The sequence below is a fragment of the Gemmatimonadota bacterium genome, assembly GCA_022560615.1.
GTDB lineage: Bacteria > Gemmatimonadota > Gemmatimonadetes > Longimicrobiales > Gaopeijiaceae > UBA1138.
Genome location: JADFSR010000014.1, coordinates 29,040 through 44,854 on the forward strand (window position 1 = coordinate 29,040; position 15,815 = coordinate 44,854).

Below are 15,815 nucleotides of genomic sequence, written 5' to 3' on the forward strand. Positions count from 1 at the left end.
GAGCATGGAAGTAGATCTCGCACTAATCGCTGACGCCGCGACGATCGATAACTCGGGCAAGCTCAGCATCCTCGGGATCTTCGATCGGATCGGGACGTCGTCGTTTCCTGCGAGGCATCCTCGTATGGTGCTCGTCCTCCGGTTCATCGCTGCGTTGAACGAGACCGGCAAACATCGAATCTGGATTACCTTGAGGGATCCCGACGGGAAAGAGGTTGTGGGGGTAGACGGGGAGATGCAGCTAGGTCCGGGACCGGCGGGTGATGGTGGTGGGATTCGGGTTCCTCACGTGCTGCACTTGGACGGCCTGGTTTTTCCCGTACCGGGCCAGTACGCCTTCGACGTGCGCGTGGACGGGCAGCATCATGCCTCGCTGCCCCTGACCGTGTATGGACCGGAGTCCTCTGCCATGGCTTGATCTAGATGGGGCGTGAGCGCCATCTCGAACTGCTTGCAGAAACACTCTGGAGTGCCGATATGTAGATATAGGGAGAGGCCGTGCCATGGGGGCGCGGATCACCCTTCGGAGAGCACCGTGATCTTGCACTTCTCTTATGAAGAGCTGATGGCCCTGCGGGCGGGCGCTGACGTTTTCCTGGAAGGGGAGGGCGCGGCGACCGGCCGGGTATTGGCGCCTTCGGAGAGCCGCGCGCGTGTCGAAGCGCTGCAGCCGCTCCTGCACGGTGACCTGTCGCTGTCGACGCTCGATGAGTTGTGGGGTGTCCAGACGGCGGTGACCGCCATCGTAGAATGCCTCAGAGCAGAGATGGAATCCCTCATCGTGGTGATGCACGCCGCGGACGAGGGTGCCGTCGCCGCCTACTTCGACTTCGCCCACGCCTTCATCGTCTCGCACCGCATCGGCGAGCTGGCGAGTGAGATGACGGCACTCATTGAACTCGTGACGGGGTCTCCCCCGTCGAACGAGACGGCGCGCGACTTCCAGTTCCCGGACTGACTTCAGCGTGGCCCCGAACCGCGCGATAGCACTCGAGAAGATGCTCGAGCGCAACCCTGAGGATTCTCGGCTGCGCTTCGGCCTGGCGCTCGAGTACCTGCGCGCAGGCAGATCCCAGGACGGCGTCCGGGAACTTCGCGCGTACCTCGCCGCTTCAGACGACGAGGGTAACGCCTGGGGCCGCTTGGCAGCGGTGTTGCACGAGATGGGAGAGCACGAGGAGGCTAAGGACGCCTACCGTCAGGGGATCGACGCTGCTTACGAGCACGGCCACCCGACCATGGCGGAGGAATTCGAGCAGACACTGGCAGGCTTGGACTCGTGATCGAGCCGAAAGAACTGACTGATTCGTCTGCGGACTTCGAGGCGGAGGCGCTCCCGCATTTGGATGCGGTGTATCGCTTCGCTCTGAGACTCTCCGGCGCGCCGGACCAGGCGGAGGATCTGGTCCAGGAGACGTTTTTACGGGCGTACAAGGCCTGGGGGCAGTACACCCGGGGCACCGCGGCCAAGAGCTGGTTGTTCACGATCTGCCGCAACGTGTTCCTCCGAGGGCGAGAGCGGCGCCAGCGACACGACGAGATCGTGACGGAGAACGTGGGGCGGGATGGTCCGGGGCCGAACCCGGTGAATCCGGTGTGGGTCTCGGTCCTAGGAGTGGACCCCGAGGGTGACTTCTTCGAGTCGATCGTGGACGAGCGCATCATCCAAGCGATCGACGATCTGCCCGAGGAGTACCGAACGGCGGTCGTGCTCTCCGATTTGGAGGGGCTTCCGTATGCAGATATCGCCGAATTGATGGAGGTTCCCGTGGGGACGGTGAAGAGCCGACTCTTCCGGGGGCGCAGACAGCTTCAGAAGGTATTGTATGACCATGCGGTCGAGATGGGATACATCGCGGCGCGCGCTGGAACGGATGAATAGCATCGATGTCATTCTTGGATAAACTCAGGTCGCTTTTCGTGGACACGCCTCAGGACGGTGGCGGTTCGGCGACGCCTATGATCCCTTGTGAAGAGGCGCTCAGCGTCGTTCACGACTTCTTGGACGGTGAGTTGCCGGGCGTGTCACACGAGCAGGTGAAGGCACACTTCGACGCTTGTCAGCGTTGCTATCCACACCTCCGTCTAGAAGAGCTGTTTCGGGAGGCGATCCGTCGCGCGGGGACCGAGGAGCGGGCTCCCGCCGGGCTCAAAGTGAAGCTGATGGAACTTCTTGCGGAGGCCGACGCCTAGCACCACGGGGTGCTACTCCCACCTCGGACCCACGCCGCTTGCGGCCCCCCCGGGAAGATGAGAACCTTGGGGCCGCGGAGCGGCCCCTCCCCGTTTTCAAGGGGCCTCCTATTGCCCCGGAGACGGAATGGCCACGGCCTCCAAACGGGAACGGATTGTTCCCCGCCTCCTCGAAGAGGAGATGCGGGAGTCGTTTCTCGACTACTCGATGAGCGTGATCGTGCAGCGGGCTCTTCCCGACGTACGGGACGGGCTCAAGCCGGTGCACCGCCGGATCCTGTACGCCATGTACGAGCTCGGATTGAACCCGGACCGACCGTACAAGAAGTGCGCGACCGTCGTCGGCGACGTGCTCGGCAAGTATCACCCGCACGGAGACTCCGGCGTCTATGACGCGCTCGTGCGCATGGTGCAGGAGTTCTCGCTGCGCATGCCCTTGCTGGACGGACAGGGCAACTTCGGGTCAATCGACGGAGATTCGGCCGCAGCGTACCGCTATACCGAGGCTCGACTGAAGGCGCTCGCGGTCGAACTTCTCGACGACATCCACAAGGAAACGGTCGACTTCCAGCCCAACTTCGACAATCAGCTCCGAGAGCCGGTCGTGCTGCCCGCGCGCTTTCCTAACTTGCTGGTCAACGGCTCCTCGGGCATCGCTGTCGGCATGAGCACGAACGTGCCGCCGCACAGCCTTCGGGAAGTCGCGGCGGCTGTTCGGCAGCTCGTCGTAGACCCTGGCTGCTCCATCGACGACCTCATGCGACACATGCCGGGACCGGATTTTCCCACGGGCGGGTTCATCGTAGGGACCGAGGGCATCAGAAAATTATACCGGGAGGGCCGCGGGAGGGTGATCATGCGAGGCCGCGCCGTGAAGGAGTCGCGCCGCGGCGGAAAGGAACAGCTCGTCGTCACCGAGCTGCCGTACACGGTCTCGAAGACCAAGATCATCGGGCAGATCGCGAAGCTGGCGAAGGCTGGGCGGGCCGAGGACATCTCGGATATCCGCGACGAGAGCGACCGCGACGGAATCCGTCTCGTGATCGAGCTCAAACGCGGCGCCGATGCCGCGACCGTGCTGCAGATGCTGCAGAAGCGTACCAGCCTTCAGACCACGTTCGGCGCTCATCTGCTGGCGCTCGACAAGGGACAACCGAAGGAGTTCGACCTCAAGCAGATGCTCGAGCGCTTCCGCGACCACCGCCTCGAAGTCATCCAGCGGCGCTCGAGACATGAGCTCGAGAGGTCCGAAGCGGAGCGCCATATCGTAGAGGGGCTGCTCGCGGCGCTCGAGCACATCGAAGAGGTCATCAAGATCATTCGCGGTTCGACGAACCGTGCACAGGCCTCGGAGAAGCTCCAGGATCGCTTCGGGATGAGCGACGTTCAGGCCGATGCCATCCTCAACATGCGGCTCGCCAAGCTGACGGCGCTTGAGCAGTCCCAGCTCAAGAATCGGATCGAAGAGCTCGAGGCGACGATCGAGGAACTGAAGGAGCTCCTTGGCTCTGAGGAGCTTCAGCTCCAGGTCATGCTCGACGAGTTGGCCGAGGTCGTGAAGAAGTTCGGCGATGCGCGGCGCACGGTGATTCTCGACGACAAGGACCAAGGGGTCGAGACCGCGTCTGTCGAACAGCAGCTCGCGGACGAGGACGTCGTGGTCACGCTCTCGCACAAAGGCTTCGTGAAGCGAATCCCGATGCACCTCTACCGCCGTCGTGAGGGCTCCGGCAAGTCGCTCGCGGGCATGGAGCGGTACGAGGACGACTATCTCGAACAGATCTTCGTCGCGCGTACTCAAGGTTGGGTCCTCACGTTCACCGCGGGTGGCCATTGCCACTTCCTGCCTGTGGCGGACGTGCCGGAGAGCGCGCGAGCGTCGAGAGGCCAGTCGGTCTACTCGCTGCTCGAAGGCGCGGACCGAAAAGACCGCATCGTGTCGATGATTCCGGTGGACGATCTCAGCGTTCCGGATCGCTTCCTGGTCTTCCTCTCCCGACAGGGAGTCGTGAAGCGAACCCCGGTCTCGGAGTTCGCCAACGCACGGGCTGGGGGCGTTAAGGCTGCAGGGGTGAAGACCGGGGACGTCATCCTCGATGTCGCTCTGTCAGATGGGACTGCGGAGGTCCTGCTGCTCTCCCGGTCAGGGAGGGCGATCCGATTCCCCGAGGACGAGATCACCGTCGTCGGCCGCAGCGCACAAGGCGTGAAAGGCATGACCCTCAAGGACGATGAGGTCGTGGGCATGTTGATGATTCGCCGCGACAGCACCGTGCTCACCGTGAGCGAAGACGGCTCGGGCAAGCGCATGCCGGTGTCCGACTTCCCGCTTCAAAAGCGTGGCGGCCTCGGCACCCTCGCGGTCTCGCGTGGAGCAGACGTTTCGCCGCTCGTGTGCGCGCTCGAGGTGCTGGAGGCGGACGAGGTCATGATCGTCACGGCGAGCGGGCAGGTGACGCGGGCCGCGGCGAACTCGGTGCCCCTTCAGGGCCGGCGGATGCAGGGCCGGAGCATGACGCGGATCGAAGCGGGAGACCGAGTCGTCGAGGTCACTCGCGCACGGGGGCGCGGCGGAGCGCCGGCGCGCGACGAAGTTCCTATCGATGCAGATGGACAGCTCGAGCTCCTCGGATCAGGACCGCCGGACCTACTCGAATCATGACCGGCACATGGCTGCCCAGGCCGGGTAGGCTGGCCGGCGGAATCGCACATCTCTGAGACGAGAAGGGAGAGTTGATGAAGTTCTTGGTGCTTGGTGGGGGCGCGCAGGGCTCCGCATGCGCGTTCGATCTAGTGCGTCGGGAAGGGGTGGAGCACGTCATTCTCGCGGACGCGGACGCAAGCGGCCCCAAGGACTTTCTGATGCCGTTTGTGGGGGGGAAGCTCGAGCTACGTGTCTTGGACGCGAGGGACGCCGACCAGGTGCGCAGCGCGATGGACGATGTCGACGCCGTCGCGTGTGCGCTGCCGTACTACTTCAATCTGGATATGACGCGGCTCGCGATCGACGTGGGCGCGCACTTCTGTGACCTCGGCGGCAACACCGAGATCGTCGACCAGCAGAAGAAGCTAGCGGACCTCGCCAAGCGAGCGGGCGTGTGCGCCGTGGCTGACTGCGGTTTGGCACCGGGTATGGTGAACGTTCTCGCCCAGGGCGGAATCGACGTGATGGACGAGACCGAGTCGGTTGAGATTTTCGTGGGTGGCCTACCTCAGAATCCCAAGCCGCCACTCAACTACCAGGTCGTCTATTCGATGGAGGGGGTGCTCGACTACTACACGACGCCCGTGCTCGTGCTCGAGAACGGCCAGGTGGTCGAGAAGGAGCCTCTCACCGGAACGGAGACCGTGACGTTCGAGGCCCTGGGGGAGCTCGAGGCGTTCTTCACAGCGGGGGGAATCTCGCGCATGCCGTACCGCTATCAGGGCCAGGTCACGTCGATGTCGTACAAGACGCTTCGCTACCCAGGACACGCGGCGCTCATGAAGGCGATGCGGGACCTTGGGCTCATGGACCTCGAGCCCCGCCAGGTGAGCGGCGTATCGGTCGTGCCGAGGGAAGTCTTCATCGACATTTTGGGGGAGCAGCTCCGCAACCCGGAAGGCGACGACCTGGTCGCCATGCGGGTCATCGTGAAGGGCACGAAGGGTGGCGTACCCAAGACCGTCACATACGAGCTGGTCGACTACCACGATGAGGATAACGGCATCACCGCGATGATGCGCACGACCGGTTACTCCTTGGCCGCCACCGCGTATCTGCAGGCCTCCGGCGTCATAGACCCGGGGGTGCATACGTGCTCTGAGTGCGTGCCCGTCGATGACTACGTCGCGGACCTGCGGGGACGCGGAGTGATGATCGAGCGCGCGGAGAGTTAGCCGATCGGCCTCTTGTGTGGTTCCCGCACCGGGACATCGCGATGAGTCCACGCCCCCTTGGATACGCCACGCTCGCCGTCTTGCAGGCGCTCTCCGACGGTTATCAGTACGGATTCGACGTGATCGACCACACAGGGCTACCTACCTACCTTAACTAGTCGACGTCGCCGTGGACGCTGTCCTGCGCGGGCGCGTCGACGCCGCCATGTCGCTCGTCGACCGACTGATGGAGAGGGCCGGCGTGCAGCCGATCGTCGACGCCGACCCCGCCATGCGCCACAACGGTCAACTGATGCTCGGCGGTGTGCCCGAGTATCAAGTCGGCCTGTGCTCCGATCAGACGGCGGCCCTGGCGTCCGTCATGCGGGAGGTGGGCCGTCGCTTCGGCTTCGACGTGCGCGTCATCCACGGCCGAAACATCGGCGGCGGCGGCCACAACTTCATGACCGTCCGGCTCGCGAACGGCACCCGCTACCTGATGGACCCGTCCCGGCACGGCCAGGACGCCCAGAGCGCTCCCTGGTCCGCCTTGGAGAACATCGACTTCTCGACCTTCGACTCGCGCTGGTGGCCCAACCGCGAAATCAACCGCTGGGGCGAACCGGTCAGCCACCCGATCACACTCCGCGGTCGAATCGGGTAGGGCGTAGCGGCGGCGGCCTGTAGGTCCGTCCCCTTAGGCAGTGTCCACCGTTTCCGGTTTCGTGCCCGTATAGGGTTCACCGTGGGTCGGCTCACCGCTACAACCCTCCCACACCACCGGACTTACGGTTCCGTATCCGGCGGTTCACGAGGAGCGCGCAAGTCTCCATTGCTCTTGCAAAAGGCTCACGAGGCCCATCTGGCTCAACAGTGTGGTCGGTACGGCCTGGTTCATGTTTCTCGAGCCCGCGTTCCACCGCTTGGCTTTCGCCGCACGGTTATATCGCCCGCCATACGGCGGGCCGCGCCATGCCTGGCGCACATCGGGAGAGCGATTCGCGGGGCGACCCGCTCGCTGGCAATCACCGAGACCAAGTCTCGAATGAGGCGCCTGCTTTCAGGACTGCGCCGGCTTCGCCCCGGGGTGCGCTTCGGCGTCCGCCTCAGCCCCCCTCTGACGCGGAGCGCCGAGCTGTGCAGGCGGTACGCACCCCGCCGTGGTCTGGCCGGGGTGCTCGGCCGCACTCGGGGAGGCGAAACCGTCGGACAAGCAGCCATGCGCGAAGCCGAGCGCGGGCGCGTTAGCGAAGGCCTTCCGCACCCAGGGAGGCGCCGGCCGAGGTGCCGTCAACGCACCACAATTCCCCAGCTCCCCAGCTTCGTTGAGGTGCTGAAGAATCGCTGCCTCACCTTGTCGATTGTTCCCGTGCCCTCCACTCGTCGAATCTCCACCAGACGGTCCACGGGCCGTAGCGGTCGCGCGGTAGATCTCGCCAGGGGCGGTCTTGGGAAGAGCTCCCGAAGCAGCAGCCGCTGCTCATTCGTTAGCTCGTGGCGCCCAGTCTCCTCAGCCGCTCTGTGGTCCCAGCGCGCCGAACCTTCGATTCCTAGCGTCATGGCGCCGAGCATCCCCCCCAAAGCAGGGGACACGCAGCGAGCCGGGATCTGGTCCAACCACTGGGGCAATGGCATTATGTGAGGGATGGCGTCCTCCCCTCCCTCGTCGAAGCCTCAGCGGCTCGTGCCCAAGGCGCCGCGCGAGACTACCGTCATGGTCATCGCAGGAGGCGTTTGGCAGGTCGATCTGATTCAACGTGCGAAGGGTCTAGGCTACCGAGTCGTCAACACCAACCTCTACCCGGACTCGCCCGGCTTTGCCCACGCCGACGTGGGCGTGGTTGCCGACGTCCTCGACCGCGAAGCGAACCTCGCGATCGCCCGCGAGCACACGGTGGACGCCGTCGTGACCGACCAGAGCGACATCGCGGTGCCGACGGTGGCGTTCGTTGCCGCAGAGCTCGGTCTGCCGAGCATTGGCCCCGACGTCGCAGCCCGCTTCACCGACAAGGGGTTGATGCGCGAGTTGACTCAGCGGGCTGGGTTCCCAACGCTCCCGTTCGCGCTGTGCGCCAGCGTCGGCGACGCGAATCGAGCCGCGGCGGCCATCGGCTTTCCCCTTGTGGTGAAACCGCCGCAGAGCCAGTCGAGCCGAGGCGTCACCATCGTCCGACACCCCGACGAGCTCCCCGCGGCGGTCGACGGCGCCAGGGACTTCGCCGGCGGGCGCCCCATCCTCGTGGAGCGCTTCATCGCCGGTACCGAACACACCGTCGAGGGGGTCGTCGTGGCGGGTCGCCACCACACGCTCTCCATCTCCGAGAAGCTGGCCTTCCCCGACCAGCCCACGATCGCGCGGCGCCTGACCTATCGCCACCGACACCCGGGGCGTGAGCTCGAGACGTTGCGCGCCCAACACGACCGGCTGGTGGAGTCTCTCGGCCTCCCGTTTGGCCTTACACACGCGGAGTACATCGACTCGCCCGACGGCTGGATCCTCATCGAGGTCGCGGCCCGTGGAGGCGGCACGCGCATCTCCTCTCGCGTGGTTCCCGCCATGACGGGAGTCGACACCCAGAGGCTCCTGCTCTCCATGAGCCTGGGCTACGAGCCGGAAGATCCCCAGCCTACCGAGTCCACTCCTGAGGTCGTCGCGCTCGACTTCCACGCCTTCGTGCCCGGCGTCATAGCGGATATTCAGGGCGTCGAGCGTGCGCGCGCGCTGCCTGGAGTGCTCGACCTCGAAGTCAACATGGCCCCTGGGGACGAAGCCCGCCCGGCGGAAGACGACCGCAGCCGCCACGCCCACGCGATCGTCCACGCGCGCGACGAGGAGCAACTCCAGAAGACCCTCGAAGAGGTGTGGGAAACCCTCGAGGTGACCTATGTTTGAGCACGGGCTGTTCGACTCGCTGACCCATCCGTCTCCGACCGGCGGTTGGCTCGATGACCGTTCGGACGGCAGCAACGGATTCGACGCCCTCCTGCGTGAAATGGACGCCGCTCGAGTTGACTGCGCCCTCGCAGTCGGTCTCGGACCTCGGCATGACGGCTACGACGAAGCAAGCTACGCGGACGCGGTGCGAGCGGCATCACCGCGGTTTTTTCCCGTCACGTTCTTCGATTTCGAGAGGGCGCAGGAGGTGGGCGACGCAGGAAAGTACGCACGTACCCTGCGGGACCATCAGTACGTCGCCGTAAAGATCCACCCCCGCCTCTCCGGGGTGAGCTACCTCGACCAACAGGTCGCAGCGTCGGTCACCGCAGCCGCAGACGCCGGCCTCCCGACCCTACTCTCCACCTACTGCTACGCCCGTGGGCGCCCCGGCCCCGTGGGCAACGAGCTCGACGTGGTTGCTGAGCTGCTCGAGCGCGTGAACGGAGCACCCGTGGTGCTCATCCATGGAGGGGTCCTGAGGGTCCTGGAGCTCTCGGGGATCGCTCGAGCATTCCCCAACGTCCTCCTCGACCTGTCCTTCACCCTGTGCAAGTGCGAAGGGAGCTCGATCGACGACGATCTGAGGTTCCTCTTCCGTCGCTTCGACCGGCGCGTTTGCGTCGGGTCCGACAGCCCGGAGTTCTCGCCGAGGACCCTGCGTCGACGGTTCGACGAGCTGACCGAAGGACGGGACGCCGGCCGAGTGCAACGCATCGGCCACAGCAACCTCGCAGAGTACCTCGGGTTGGCGGCAAGTTGAAAGCGCTCCCCGAAGAAGACGTCGAGCTGACGCGACAGCGCTACAGGCAGCGCTACGAAGACCACGGATACTCCCCCCGGACGCTGGGCTGGAACAAGGATCGGCAGGCGATTCGCTTTCAGTCGCTGAGCTCACTGTTTGACCTGAAGGACGCGAGCGTCCTGGACATCGGGTGTGGCTTCGCCGACCTCTACACCTTCCTGAAGGACAACGACCAGGCGCCGGCCGACTACCTGGGCATTGACCTCGTCCCCGAGCTGACCGAGGAGGCAATTCGGCGGCTCGCGGGCGAACCGATCTCGGTGCGGTGCGGCGACTTCCTTGCCGAGGACATACCCCCAGTCGACTTCGCCTTCGCGTCCGGCGTCTTCAACCATCGCTTCGCGCAGGGAGACAACGAGGCCTTCATCGAGGCCGTCATGCGCAAGGCGGCGAGGGTCTGCCGACAAGGTTTCGCGTTCGACTTTCTCTCCGACCGCGTCGACCGTAGGCTGGAGCACACCTTTCACTCCAGCCCGGAACGCATTCTGGAGATCGCCCTCAACCTGTCTCGACGCGTCGTGCTCCGGAACGACTACCTCCCGTTCGAGTTCAGCATCCACGTCTTCCTCGAAGACGGTTTTGATCCCGAGCGCGCGGTGTTCCGCAAGCCTCAAGAGAGAAGCACGCGATGAGCGAAGCGACGGCAGCTCTTGTCGATTACATCCGACGCAACCGAGTCTCCTCCACGGAGGTGGCCGATGCCCTCGGCAAGACCGGCGCTTTGCCCGGAATGACCGCTGTGACTCGGGGACACTTCCGAGTCGGCGTCGTCGAGTGGATCTACGCCTACGAGGAGAGCAACTGGCCCGTTCACGAGCAGATCCAGGACATTCCCGAGGCCAGCATCGTCCTGATTGAGGCCTTCGACTGCGCCGGCCGCGCCATCTTCGGCGACATCGTGGCGAAGTACATGCTCCTCTACCGCCAGGCCTCGGCGCTGGTCGTACAAGGCGCGTTGCGAGACGCGCACCGCTTGATCAAGGAGGGCTGGCCGATCTGGTGCACCGGTTTCAACCCCGTCGGATGCTTCAACCGCAAGCCGTCGGCGCCCCTCGATCCCGCTGTGGTGAAGCAGCGGCAGGAGACGCGACAGGGGGCCATCGCCGTGTGCGACGACACGGGAGTCGTGGTGATCCCCCCCGATCGGCATAACGAGGAGTTTCTCGAGCGCCTGCAGTTCATCGAAGAGCAAGAGGACATTTGGTATGAGTGCATCGACCGCAAGAAGTGGTCGACCTTTCGCACCATTTGCCTCAAGGACTACGAGAGCAAGGAGTAGGCGTGCCGCACCTCTCCGTCGTGGTTCCGGTCTACGAGAGCGAGGGGGGTGTGCAGCGAGCTCACCCGACAGCTCTTCGAGGCCGTATCTGCGATTTCGGAGGACTTCGAGATCGTGTACGTCGAGGACGGCGGCACGGATCGTTCGTGGGAGCTGATCGAGGCCGAGGCTGCCGCCGACCCTCGAGTGCGTGGCTTCCGCCTGAGCCGAAACTTCGGCTAGCATCACGCCATCACCGCCGGCCTGGATTTCGCGCGCGGCGATTGGGTCGTCTTGCTGGACTGTGATCTTCAGGACAGCCCTCGCTACATTCCCGAAATGTACGCGAAGGCGACCACGGAGAAGTACGACATCGTCCTGGCCCGGCGGACGGTACGGAAGCACTCTTGGCTCAAGAGCGCCTCGGCGAAGGTGTTTCTACGGCGCGTTCAGCTGCCTACCTAGCGGCACCGTCTATCCGGCGTTGTCGACCCTGACTCGGAAGGGACTCCTGGAGTCCCACTGGGAAGAGGAGGGCGTCGCGCACGCGGGCGGCGGCCCCAGGAGGAAGTACTACGAGGTCACGCCGCGCGGGTCGATCCGTCGACAGCGCTGCGGGACGAGCGCTGAGAGCGCGCTGCGAGCTGCTAGTTCCGTCTGCCCATCGTCACCGTCAGGGTGACCCGCTCGCCGTCGCGCTCCACGACCATGTCCACGACGTCGTCCGGCTTGGTGTCTTGCAGGGCATAGGTGTATGCGTAGATGTCGCCGATCGGCTTCCCGTTGAACTCGACGACCACGTCGCCGGCGCGCAGGCCGCCCTTCTCGGCGGGGCTTCCTTCGCGCACTCCGTTCAGTCTCAAGCCGAAGTCGCGGGGGGTCATGTCGGGGATCGACCCCAAGTACGCGTCGCCGTAGCCGCCACTCGACGATGAGCCCCCCGGTGCGGAGGGCTGGTCCTGCTCGAGAAACGTCATGCGCACGGTCTGCGCTCCACCGGCGGCGAGACGGCCAGCCACGAGGGCCGTGAGCTCGGCAACGCGGTGCAGACCGTCGGCGTTGATGAGTGGCCAGTCGTCCGACGGCCGGTGGTAGTCCGCGTGCGTGTTGGTGAAGAAGTGCAGGACCGGGATCCCCTCCAGGTAGAAGGACTGGTGGTCCGAAGCGCCGTACCCGTCGGGAGCCCGGGCGATCTCCAGGGGGTGGCTCATGTCCGCGCTCGCCAAGTCCACGATCCTGTCCCACTCCTCCGCGGTACCGAAGCCGAAGATGGTGACATTGTCTTCGGTCATGCGCCCGACCATGTCGAGGTTGAGCATGGCAACGGCGCCGCCGATATCGAGGGTGGGTTCCATGACCCAGTATTGCGAGCCCCACAGCCCGCGCTCTTCACCCGTAAACGTCATGAAGAGGACGCTCCGGCCGGGGCGCGGGCTTGCGGCCAGTGCCCGGGCGACCTCGATCACTGCGGCAGTCCCGCTCGCGTTGTCGTCGGCGCCGTTGTGCACGTCGCGGGAGTCGGGCGCAAGCGAGCCCTCCCCCCCGAAACCGAGATGATCATAGTGCGCCCCGACGATCACGTACTCGTCTCGGAGCTCGGGATCACTGCCCGGTAGGAGCGCCACGACGTTGCGGGCCTCCATGGTCGTCGTGCTGACATCGGTGACTACGTTCACGCGGGAGGACACCTTCGCGGCTGCGCGGATCTCGTCAGCCACGTCCCCGCTCACGACCGCCACGGGGATGTCCAGGGTCGCCCGGATCTCTCCCGCGAGTGACGGGAGCGGCATCCCCTCGGGGGCCAGCACCAGAACGCCTGCTGCGTCCCGTCCCGCCATAACCGTCGCTTTGAAGTGCGGGGTGCCATACATCGAGCCGTCGTGCGCGTCGTCGGGATCACCCCACTCGACCACGACGATCTTCCCCGTCACGTCCATGTGCGCGTATCGGTCGTCCGGATCGCCCGGGGGGCCAGGGCCGTGTCCCCCGTACACGAGCTCTCGTTCGAACCGGCCGCTGGCCGAGAAGCCGAGCGGTGTCCAGTCGATTCCTACGGCGTACTGAGTCCCGTCGATGACGAGTGCGTTCGCGTTCCCACGCTCGGACCCCTTTCGGAGTCGGAACGTTTGGAAGAAACTGTCGTCTCCGCCGGCGGGCTCGAGGCCGATCCCGCGGAACTGTGCGGCGATGTAGTCTGCCGCGCAGCGGGCGCCCCTGGTTCCGACTTCACGGCCCTCTAGGCGGTCGTCCGCAAGATACCGGATGTGCGCCATCGCCCGGTCGTCCACATTCGTGGTGTCGCCGGGAGTGGGGCACGCCTCCTGGGCAGAGGCGGGTGGGGCGAAAGCCAGCAACACGGCCGCGAACGCGGCTTCGACGTTTCTGAGCGACATCTTGGTCATCTGGGAAGGAAGCTTTTCGTGAATCATCGAGTTCTGTTTTTGACGGCGGCGATCGGTCTCGTTTCGGCATCGTGCGCGAGTGAGGAGGCCGCCGAGGCGGCTCCCGAGTCGGTGGAGGCCACCGCTAATCTGGCGACTGAAGGCGAAACGCACATCCGTAATATCCGCCAGTTGACGTTCGGGGGCGAGAACGCCGAAGCCTACTGGGCGTTTGACGGCTCGCGGCTGATCTACCAGGCCAAGAAGCCCGGCGCAGAATGCGACCAGATCTACATCATGGATCCGGAGACCGGCGTTTCGCACCTGGTCAGCACAGGCGAGGGTCGGACCACCTGCTCGTACTTCTATCCGTCGGGAGACCAGATCCTCTATTCGTCGACCCACCACCACGACGCTTCGTGCCCCGCGAACCCCGACTTCTCGTTGGGCTACGTGTGGCCGATCTACGACACGTACGACATCTTCGTGGCGAACATCGACGGATCCAACCTGCGCCAGCTGACCACTGAGGACGGGTACGACGCCGAAGCGACGTTCTCACCGACGGGGGATCGCATCGTCTTCACGAGCACTCGGGACGGCGACTTAGAGCTCTATTCGATGGCTCCGGATGGGTCCGACGTGCAGCGGCTCACCGACCGCATCGGATACGATGGGGGTGCGTTCTATTCGCCGGACGGCTCGCAGATCATCTGGCGTGCACACTACCCCGAACCGGGTCCCGAGGCCGACGACTACATGGCGCTGCTGGAGCAGGGCCTGATCCGGCCGGGCGAGCTCGACGTGTACGTCATGGATGCGGATGGGTCCAATCAGCGTCAGGTGACCGACCTCGGCGGTGCGAGCTTTGCGCCATACTGGCACCCGGACGGAGACAGGATCCTGTTCAGCTCGAACCACCACGACCCATCGGGTCGAGACTTCGACATCTACATGATCAACTTGGACGGCACCGGTCTCACGCGGATCACGCACGCCGAGGGCTTTGACGGTTTCCCGGTGTTCAGCCCGGACGGTCGCTTCCTGGTGTTCAGTTCGAATCGCAACAACGGAGGCACGAGCGACACCAACGTATTCATCGCGGAATGGGACGAAGGGGGTTGAGCTCCAAGAACTGATCGAGCATACGGTAGGTGAGGCCCCAAACGACCTCGCCGGCCACACGGTAGCAGGGGAATTCGCGCGGTCCTCCTGGCAGCGGGATCTCCACGGTCGAATGCACGTCGGGCGAGCGTAGTTCGCTGACTTGAATCCAGAACACCTCCGCCACCTCGGGGCTGCGGACGTACGCTGTGGCTTCGCCGGCGATGCCGAACACAAAGGGCGTGACCATCAGACGCGGCAGTCTTGGCGACGCCGGGCCGACGTCGCCGAGTCGGCCGAGCAGTTGCGCCCGCCGCTCCAGATCGAGACCGACTTCCTCCATCGTCTCCCGGATTGCCGTCGCGAGCAGCGTCCTGTCGTCCCCGTCCCGACGTCCGCCCGGCAACGCCATGTGGCCGGACCACGGGTCGCGCTCGGAGTCCGCACGCTTGATCAGCAGCACTTCCAGCTCTGGAGTGCCCCGTGCTATCAGCGCCACCGCCGCTTGCGGAGAATCCCCCTCTACGCGGGGCGTGTCGCTCCCGTCGTGCGTGTGCGACGCGAGGGCTTCGCTGAGCGCCGAGAAGCGGGGGTCGGTCGGTTTCGCCTCAGACGCCTTTGGCATCCGCTCCCCAGATCAATTTGTGCAGCTGAACCTGGAAGCGAACCGTGAGCCCGTCTTCCAGAATCCATCCCGCGAGCGCCGCCAGATCGATCTCGCCCCACACCGGTGACACGAGTAGCGCCCGCAGGGAGCCATCGTCCACACGGGCGTCGAGCCCCCGTTCCCGTATGGTGTCGCGCGTCCATTCGTAGTCGGTCCGATCCTTTACGACGAACTTGACCTCGTCACGTTCGGTGAGGTGATCGAGATTCGACCAGAGGTTACGCGCGCTTTCCCCTGATCCGGGACACTTGAGGTCCATGATCTTGTGCGCTCGAGGGTCGAGCGGCGCGACGTTGAAGGCGCCCGACGTTTCGACCAGCACCGTGTACCCGTCCTCCAGCAACATCTCGACGAGCGGAAACGCTCCCGGATGGGCCAACGGCTCACCACCGGTGACCTCCACGAGCTTCGCCGGATGGTCACGCGCGGTCTCCAAGATCTGCTCGAAGGTCATCTTCGTGCCGCCGTGGAACGCGTACTCGGTATCACACCACGTGCACCGCAGCGGGCACCCGGTCAACCGAATGAACGTGCAGGGCAGACCGGCCCAAGTGGATTCGCCCTGGACCGAGTGGAAGATCTCCGTGATGCGCAGGAAGTCGCCGGTCAAGGTC

General features: G+C 64.9%; 19 protein-coding genes. 16 read left to right on the forward strand and 3 right to left on the reverse strand.

All coding sequences use genetic code 11. The features are described 5' to 3' along the window. The first annotated feature begins 4 nt into the window (after positions 1–4). From IIB36_09805 to IIB36_09875, 15 genes are all read left to right on the forward strand, one after another. Positions 5–418 (forward strand): hypothetical protein, encoded by a 414-nt coding sequence (locus IIB36_09805; protein ID MCH7532034.1) that lies wholly within the window; start codon positions 5–7, stop codon positions 416–418. Between the two features lie 117 nt (positions 419–535). After that, a complete protein-coding gene (locus tag IIB36_09810; GenBank protein ID MCH7532035.1) occupies positions 536–958 on the forward strand; it encodes a hypothetical protein in 423 nt (140 codons plus the stop codon). Between the two features lie 7 nt (positions 959–965). After that, a complete protein-coding gene (locus IIB36_09815) occupies positions 966–1,283 on the forward strand; it encodes a tetratricopeptide repeat protein (GenBank protein ID MCH7532036.1) in 318 nt (105 codons plus the stop codon). Next, on the forward strand, positions 1,280–1,882 hold the full coding sequence (locus tag IIB36_09820; GenBank protein MCH7532037.1) for a sigma-70 family RNA polymerase sigma factor: 603 nt from the start codon (positions 1,280–1,282) through the stop codon (positions 1,880–1,882). Before IIB36_09815 ends, IIB36_09820 begins: the two co-directional genes overlap by 4 nt. 5 nt (positions 1,883–1,887) lie before the next feature. Beyond that, the gene (locus tag IIB36_09825) at positions 1,888–2,193 is read left to right on the forward strand and encodes a zf-HC2 domain-containing protein (GenBank protein MCH7532038.1); all 306 of its coding nucleotides are present in this window, start codon (positions 1,888–1,890) and stop codon (positions 2,191–2,193) included. A 127-nt stretch (positions 2,194–2,320) separates the two neighbouring features. Then, positions 2,321–4,855: a DNA gyrase subunit A gene (gene gyrA / locus IIB36_09830; GenBank protein MCH7532039.1), complete on the forward strand. Its 2,535-nt coding sequence runs from the start codon at positions 2,321–2,323 to the stop codon at positions 4,853–4,855. Between the two features lie 74 nt (positions 4,856–4,929). Beyond that, positions 4,930–6,072: a saccharopine dehydrogenase NADP-binding domain-containing protein gene (locus IIB36_09835; protein MCH7532040.1), complete on the forward strand. Its 1,143-nt coding sequence runs from the start codon at positions 4,930–4,932 to the stop codon at positions 6,070–6,072. 169 nt (positions 6,073–6,241) lie between these two features. After that, a complete protein-coding gene (locus tag IIB36_09840) occupies positions 6,242–6,715 on the forward strand; it encodes a hypothetical protein (GenBank protein ID MCH7532041.1) in 474 nt (157 codons plus the stop codon). Positions 6,716–7,765: 1,050 nt separating this feature from the next. Continuing rightward, positions 7,766–8,944, forward strand: a complete 1,179-nt coding sequence (locus tag IIB36_09845; protein MCH7532042.1) for an ATP-grasp domain-containing protein — start codon at positions 7,766–7,768, stop codon at positions 8,942–8,944. Next, on the forward strand, positions 8,937–9,749 hold the full coding sequence (locus IIB36_09850) for a hypothetical protein (protein ID MCH7532043.1): 813 nt from the start codon (positions 8,937–8,939) through the stop codon (positions 9,747–9,749). The genes IIB36_09845 and IIB36_09850 overlap by 8 nt, the downstream gene beginning before the upstream one ends. Then, complete coding sequence (locus IIB36_09855; GenBank protein ID MCH7532044.1) at positions 9,746–10,423, forward strand: class I SAM-dependent methyltransferase; 678 nt, start codon at positions 9,746–9,748, stop codon at positions 10,421–10,423. Before IIB36_09850 ends, IIB36_09855 begins: the two co-directional genes overlap by 4 nt. Beyond that, positions 10,420–11,070, forward strand: coding sequence for an RraA family protein (locus tag IIB36_09860; protein ID MCH7532045.1), 651 nt, complete (start codon positions 10,420–10,422; stop codon positions 11,068–11,070). The genes IIB36_09855 and IIB36_09860 overlap by 4 nt, the downstream gene beginning before the upstream one ends. A gap of 48 nt (positions 11,071–11,118) precedes the next feature. Beyond that, positions 11,119–11,292 carry a glycosyltransferase gene (locus IIB36_09865; GenBank protein MCH7532046.1) on the forward strand — a complete coding sequence of 58 codons (174 nt, stop codon included), beginning with the start codon at positions 11,119–11,121 and terminating at the stop codon, positions 11,290–11,292. 9 nt (positions 11,293–11,301) lie between these two features. Beyond that, positions 11,302–11,514: a glycosyltransferase gene (locus IIB36_09870; protein MCH7532047.1), complete on the forward strand. Its 213-nt coding sequence runs from the start codon at positions 11,302–11,304 to the stop codon at positions 11,512–11,514. Positions 11,515–11,533: 19 nt separating this feature from the next. Then, positions 11,534–11,731 (forward strand): PadR family transcriptional regulator, encoded by a 198-nt coding sequence (locus IIB36_09875; GenBank protein MCH7532048.1) that lies wholly within the window; start codon positions 11,534–11,536, stop codon positions 11,729–11,731. Here the strand turns inward: IIB36_09875 and IIB36_09880 are convergent. Beyond that, the gene (locus tag IIB36_09880) at positions 11,697–13,478 is read right to left on the reverse strand and encodes a M28 family peptidase (protein MCH7532049.1); all 1,782 of its coding nucleotides are present in this window, start codon (positions 13,476–13,478) and stop codon (positions 11,697–11,699) included. The genes IIB36_09875 and IIB36_09880 overlap by 35 nt on opposite strands. Here IIB36_09880 and IIB36_09885 point away from each other — a divergent pair. Continuing rightward, on the forward strand, positions 13,470–14,555 hold the full coding sequence (locus tag IIB36_09885; protein MCH7532050.1) for a PD40 domain-containing protein: 1,086 nt from the start codon (positions 13,470–13,472) through the stop codon (positions 14,553–14,555). The genes IIB36_09880 and IIB36_09885 overlap by 9 nt on opposite strands. Here the strand turns inward: IIB36_09885 and IIB36_09890 are convergent. Both IIB36_09890 and IIB36_09895 read right to left on the reverse strand, forming a co-directional pair. Continuing rightward, the gene (locus tag IIB36_09890) at positions 14,527–15,159 is read right to left on the reverse strand and encodes a CoA pyrophosphatase (GenBank protein MCH7532051.1); all 633 of its coding nucleotides are present in this window, start codon (positions 15,157–15,159) and stop codon (positions 14,527–14,529) included. The genes IIB36_09885 and IIB36_09890 overlap by 29 nt on opposite strands. Then, positions 15,143–15,811, reverse strand: a complete 669-nt coding sequence (locus IIB36_09895; protein MCH7532052.1) for a radical SAM protein — start codon at positions 15,809–15,811, stop codon at positions 15,143–15,145. The genes IIB36_09890 and IIB36_09895 overlap by 17 nt, the downstream gene beginning before the upstream one ends. Between the last annotated feature and the right edge of the window lie 4 nt (positions 15,812–15,815).

Bases quoted from the DNA above. Each gene is read 5' to 3' on its own strand.
- IIB36_09850 (MCH7532043.1), top strand. From the start codon at position 8,937: ATGTTTGAGCACGGGCTGTTCGACTCGCTGACCCATCCGTCTCCGACC.
- IIB36_09825 (MCH7532038.1), top strand. From the start codon at position 1,888: ATGTCATTCTTGGATAAACTCAGGTCGCTTTTCGTGGACACGCCTCAG.
- IIB36_09835 (MCH7532040.1), top strand. From the start codon at position 4,930: ATGAAGTTCTTGGTGCTTGGTGGGGGCGCGCAGGGCTCCGCATGCGCG.
- IIB36_09845 (MCH7532042.1), top strand. From the start codon at position 7,766: ATGGTCATCGCAGGAGGCGTTTGGCAGGTCGATCTGATTCAACGTGCG.
- IIB36_09890 (MCH7532051.1), bottom strand. From the start codon at position 15,159: ATGCCAAAGGCGTCTGAGGCGAAACCGACCGACCCCCGCTTCTCGGCG.
- gyrA (MCH7532039.1), top strand. From the start codon at position 2,321: ATGGCCACGGCCTCCAAACGGGAACGGATTGTTCCCCGCCTCCTCGAA.
- IIB36_09805 (MCH7532034.1), top strand. From the start codon at position 5: ATGGAAGTAGATCTCGCACTAATCGCTGACGCCGCGACGATCGATAAC.
- IIB36_09860 (MCH7532045.1), top strand. From the start codon at position 10,420: ATGAGCGAAGCGACGGCAGCTCTTGTCGATTACATCCGACGCAACCGA.
- IIB36_09880 (MCH7532049.1), bottom strand. From the start codon at position 13,478: ATGATTCACGAAAAGCTTCCTTCCCAGATGACCAAGATGTCGCTCAGA.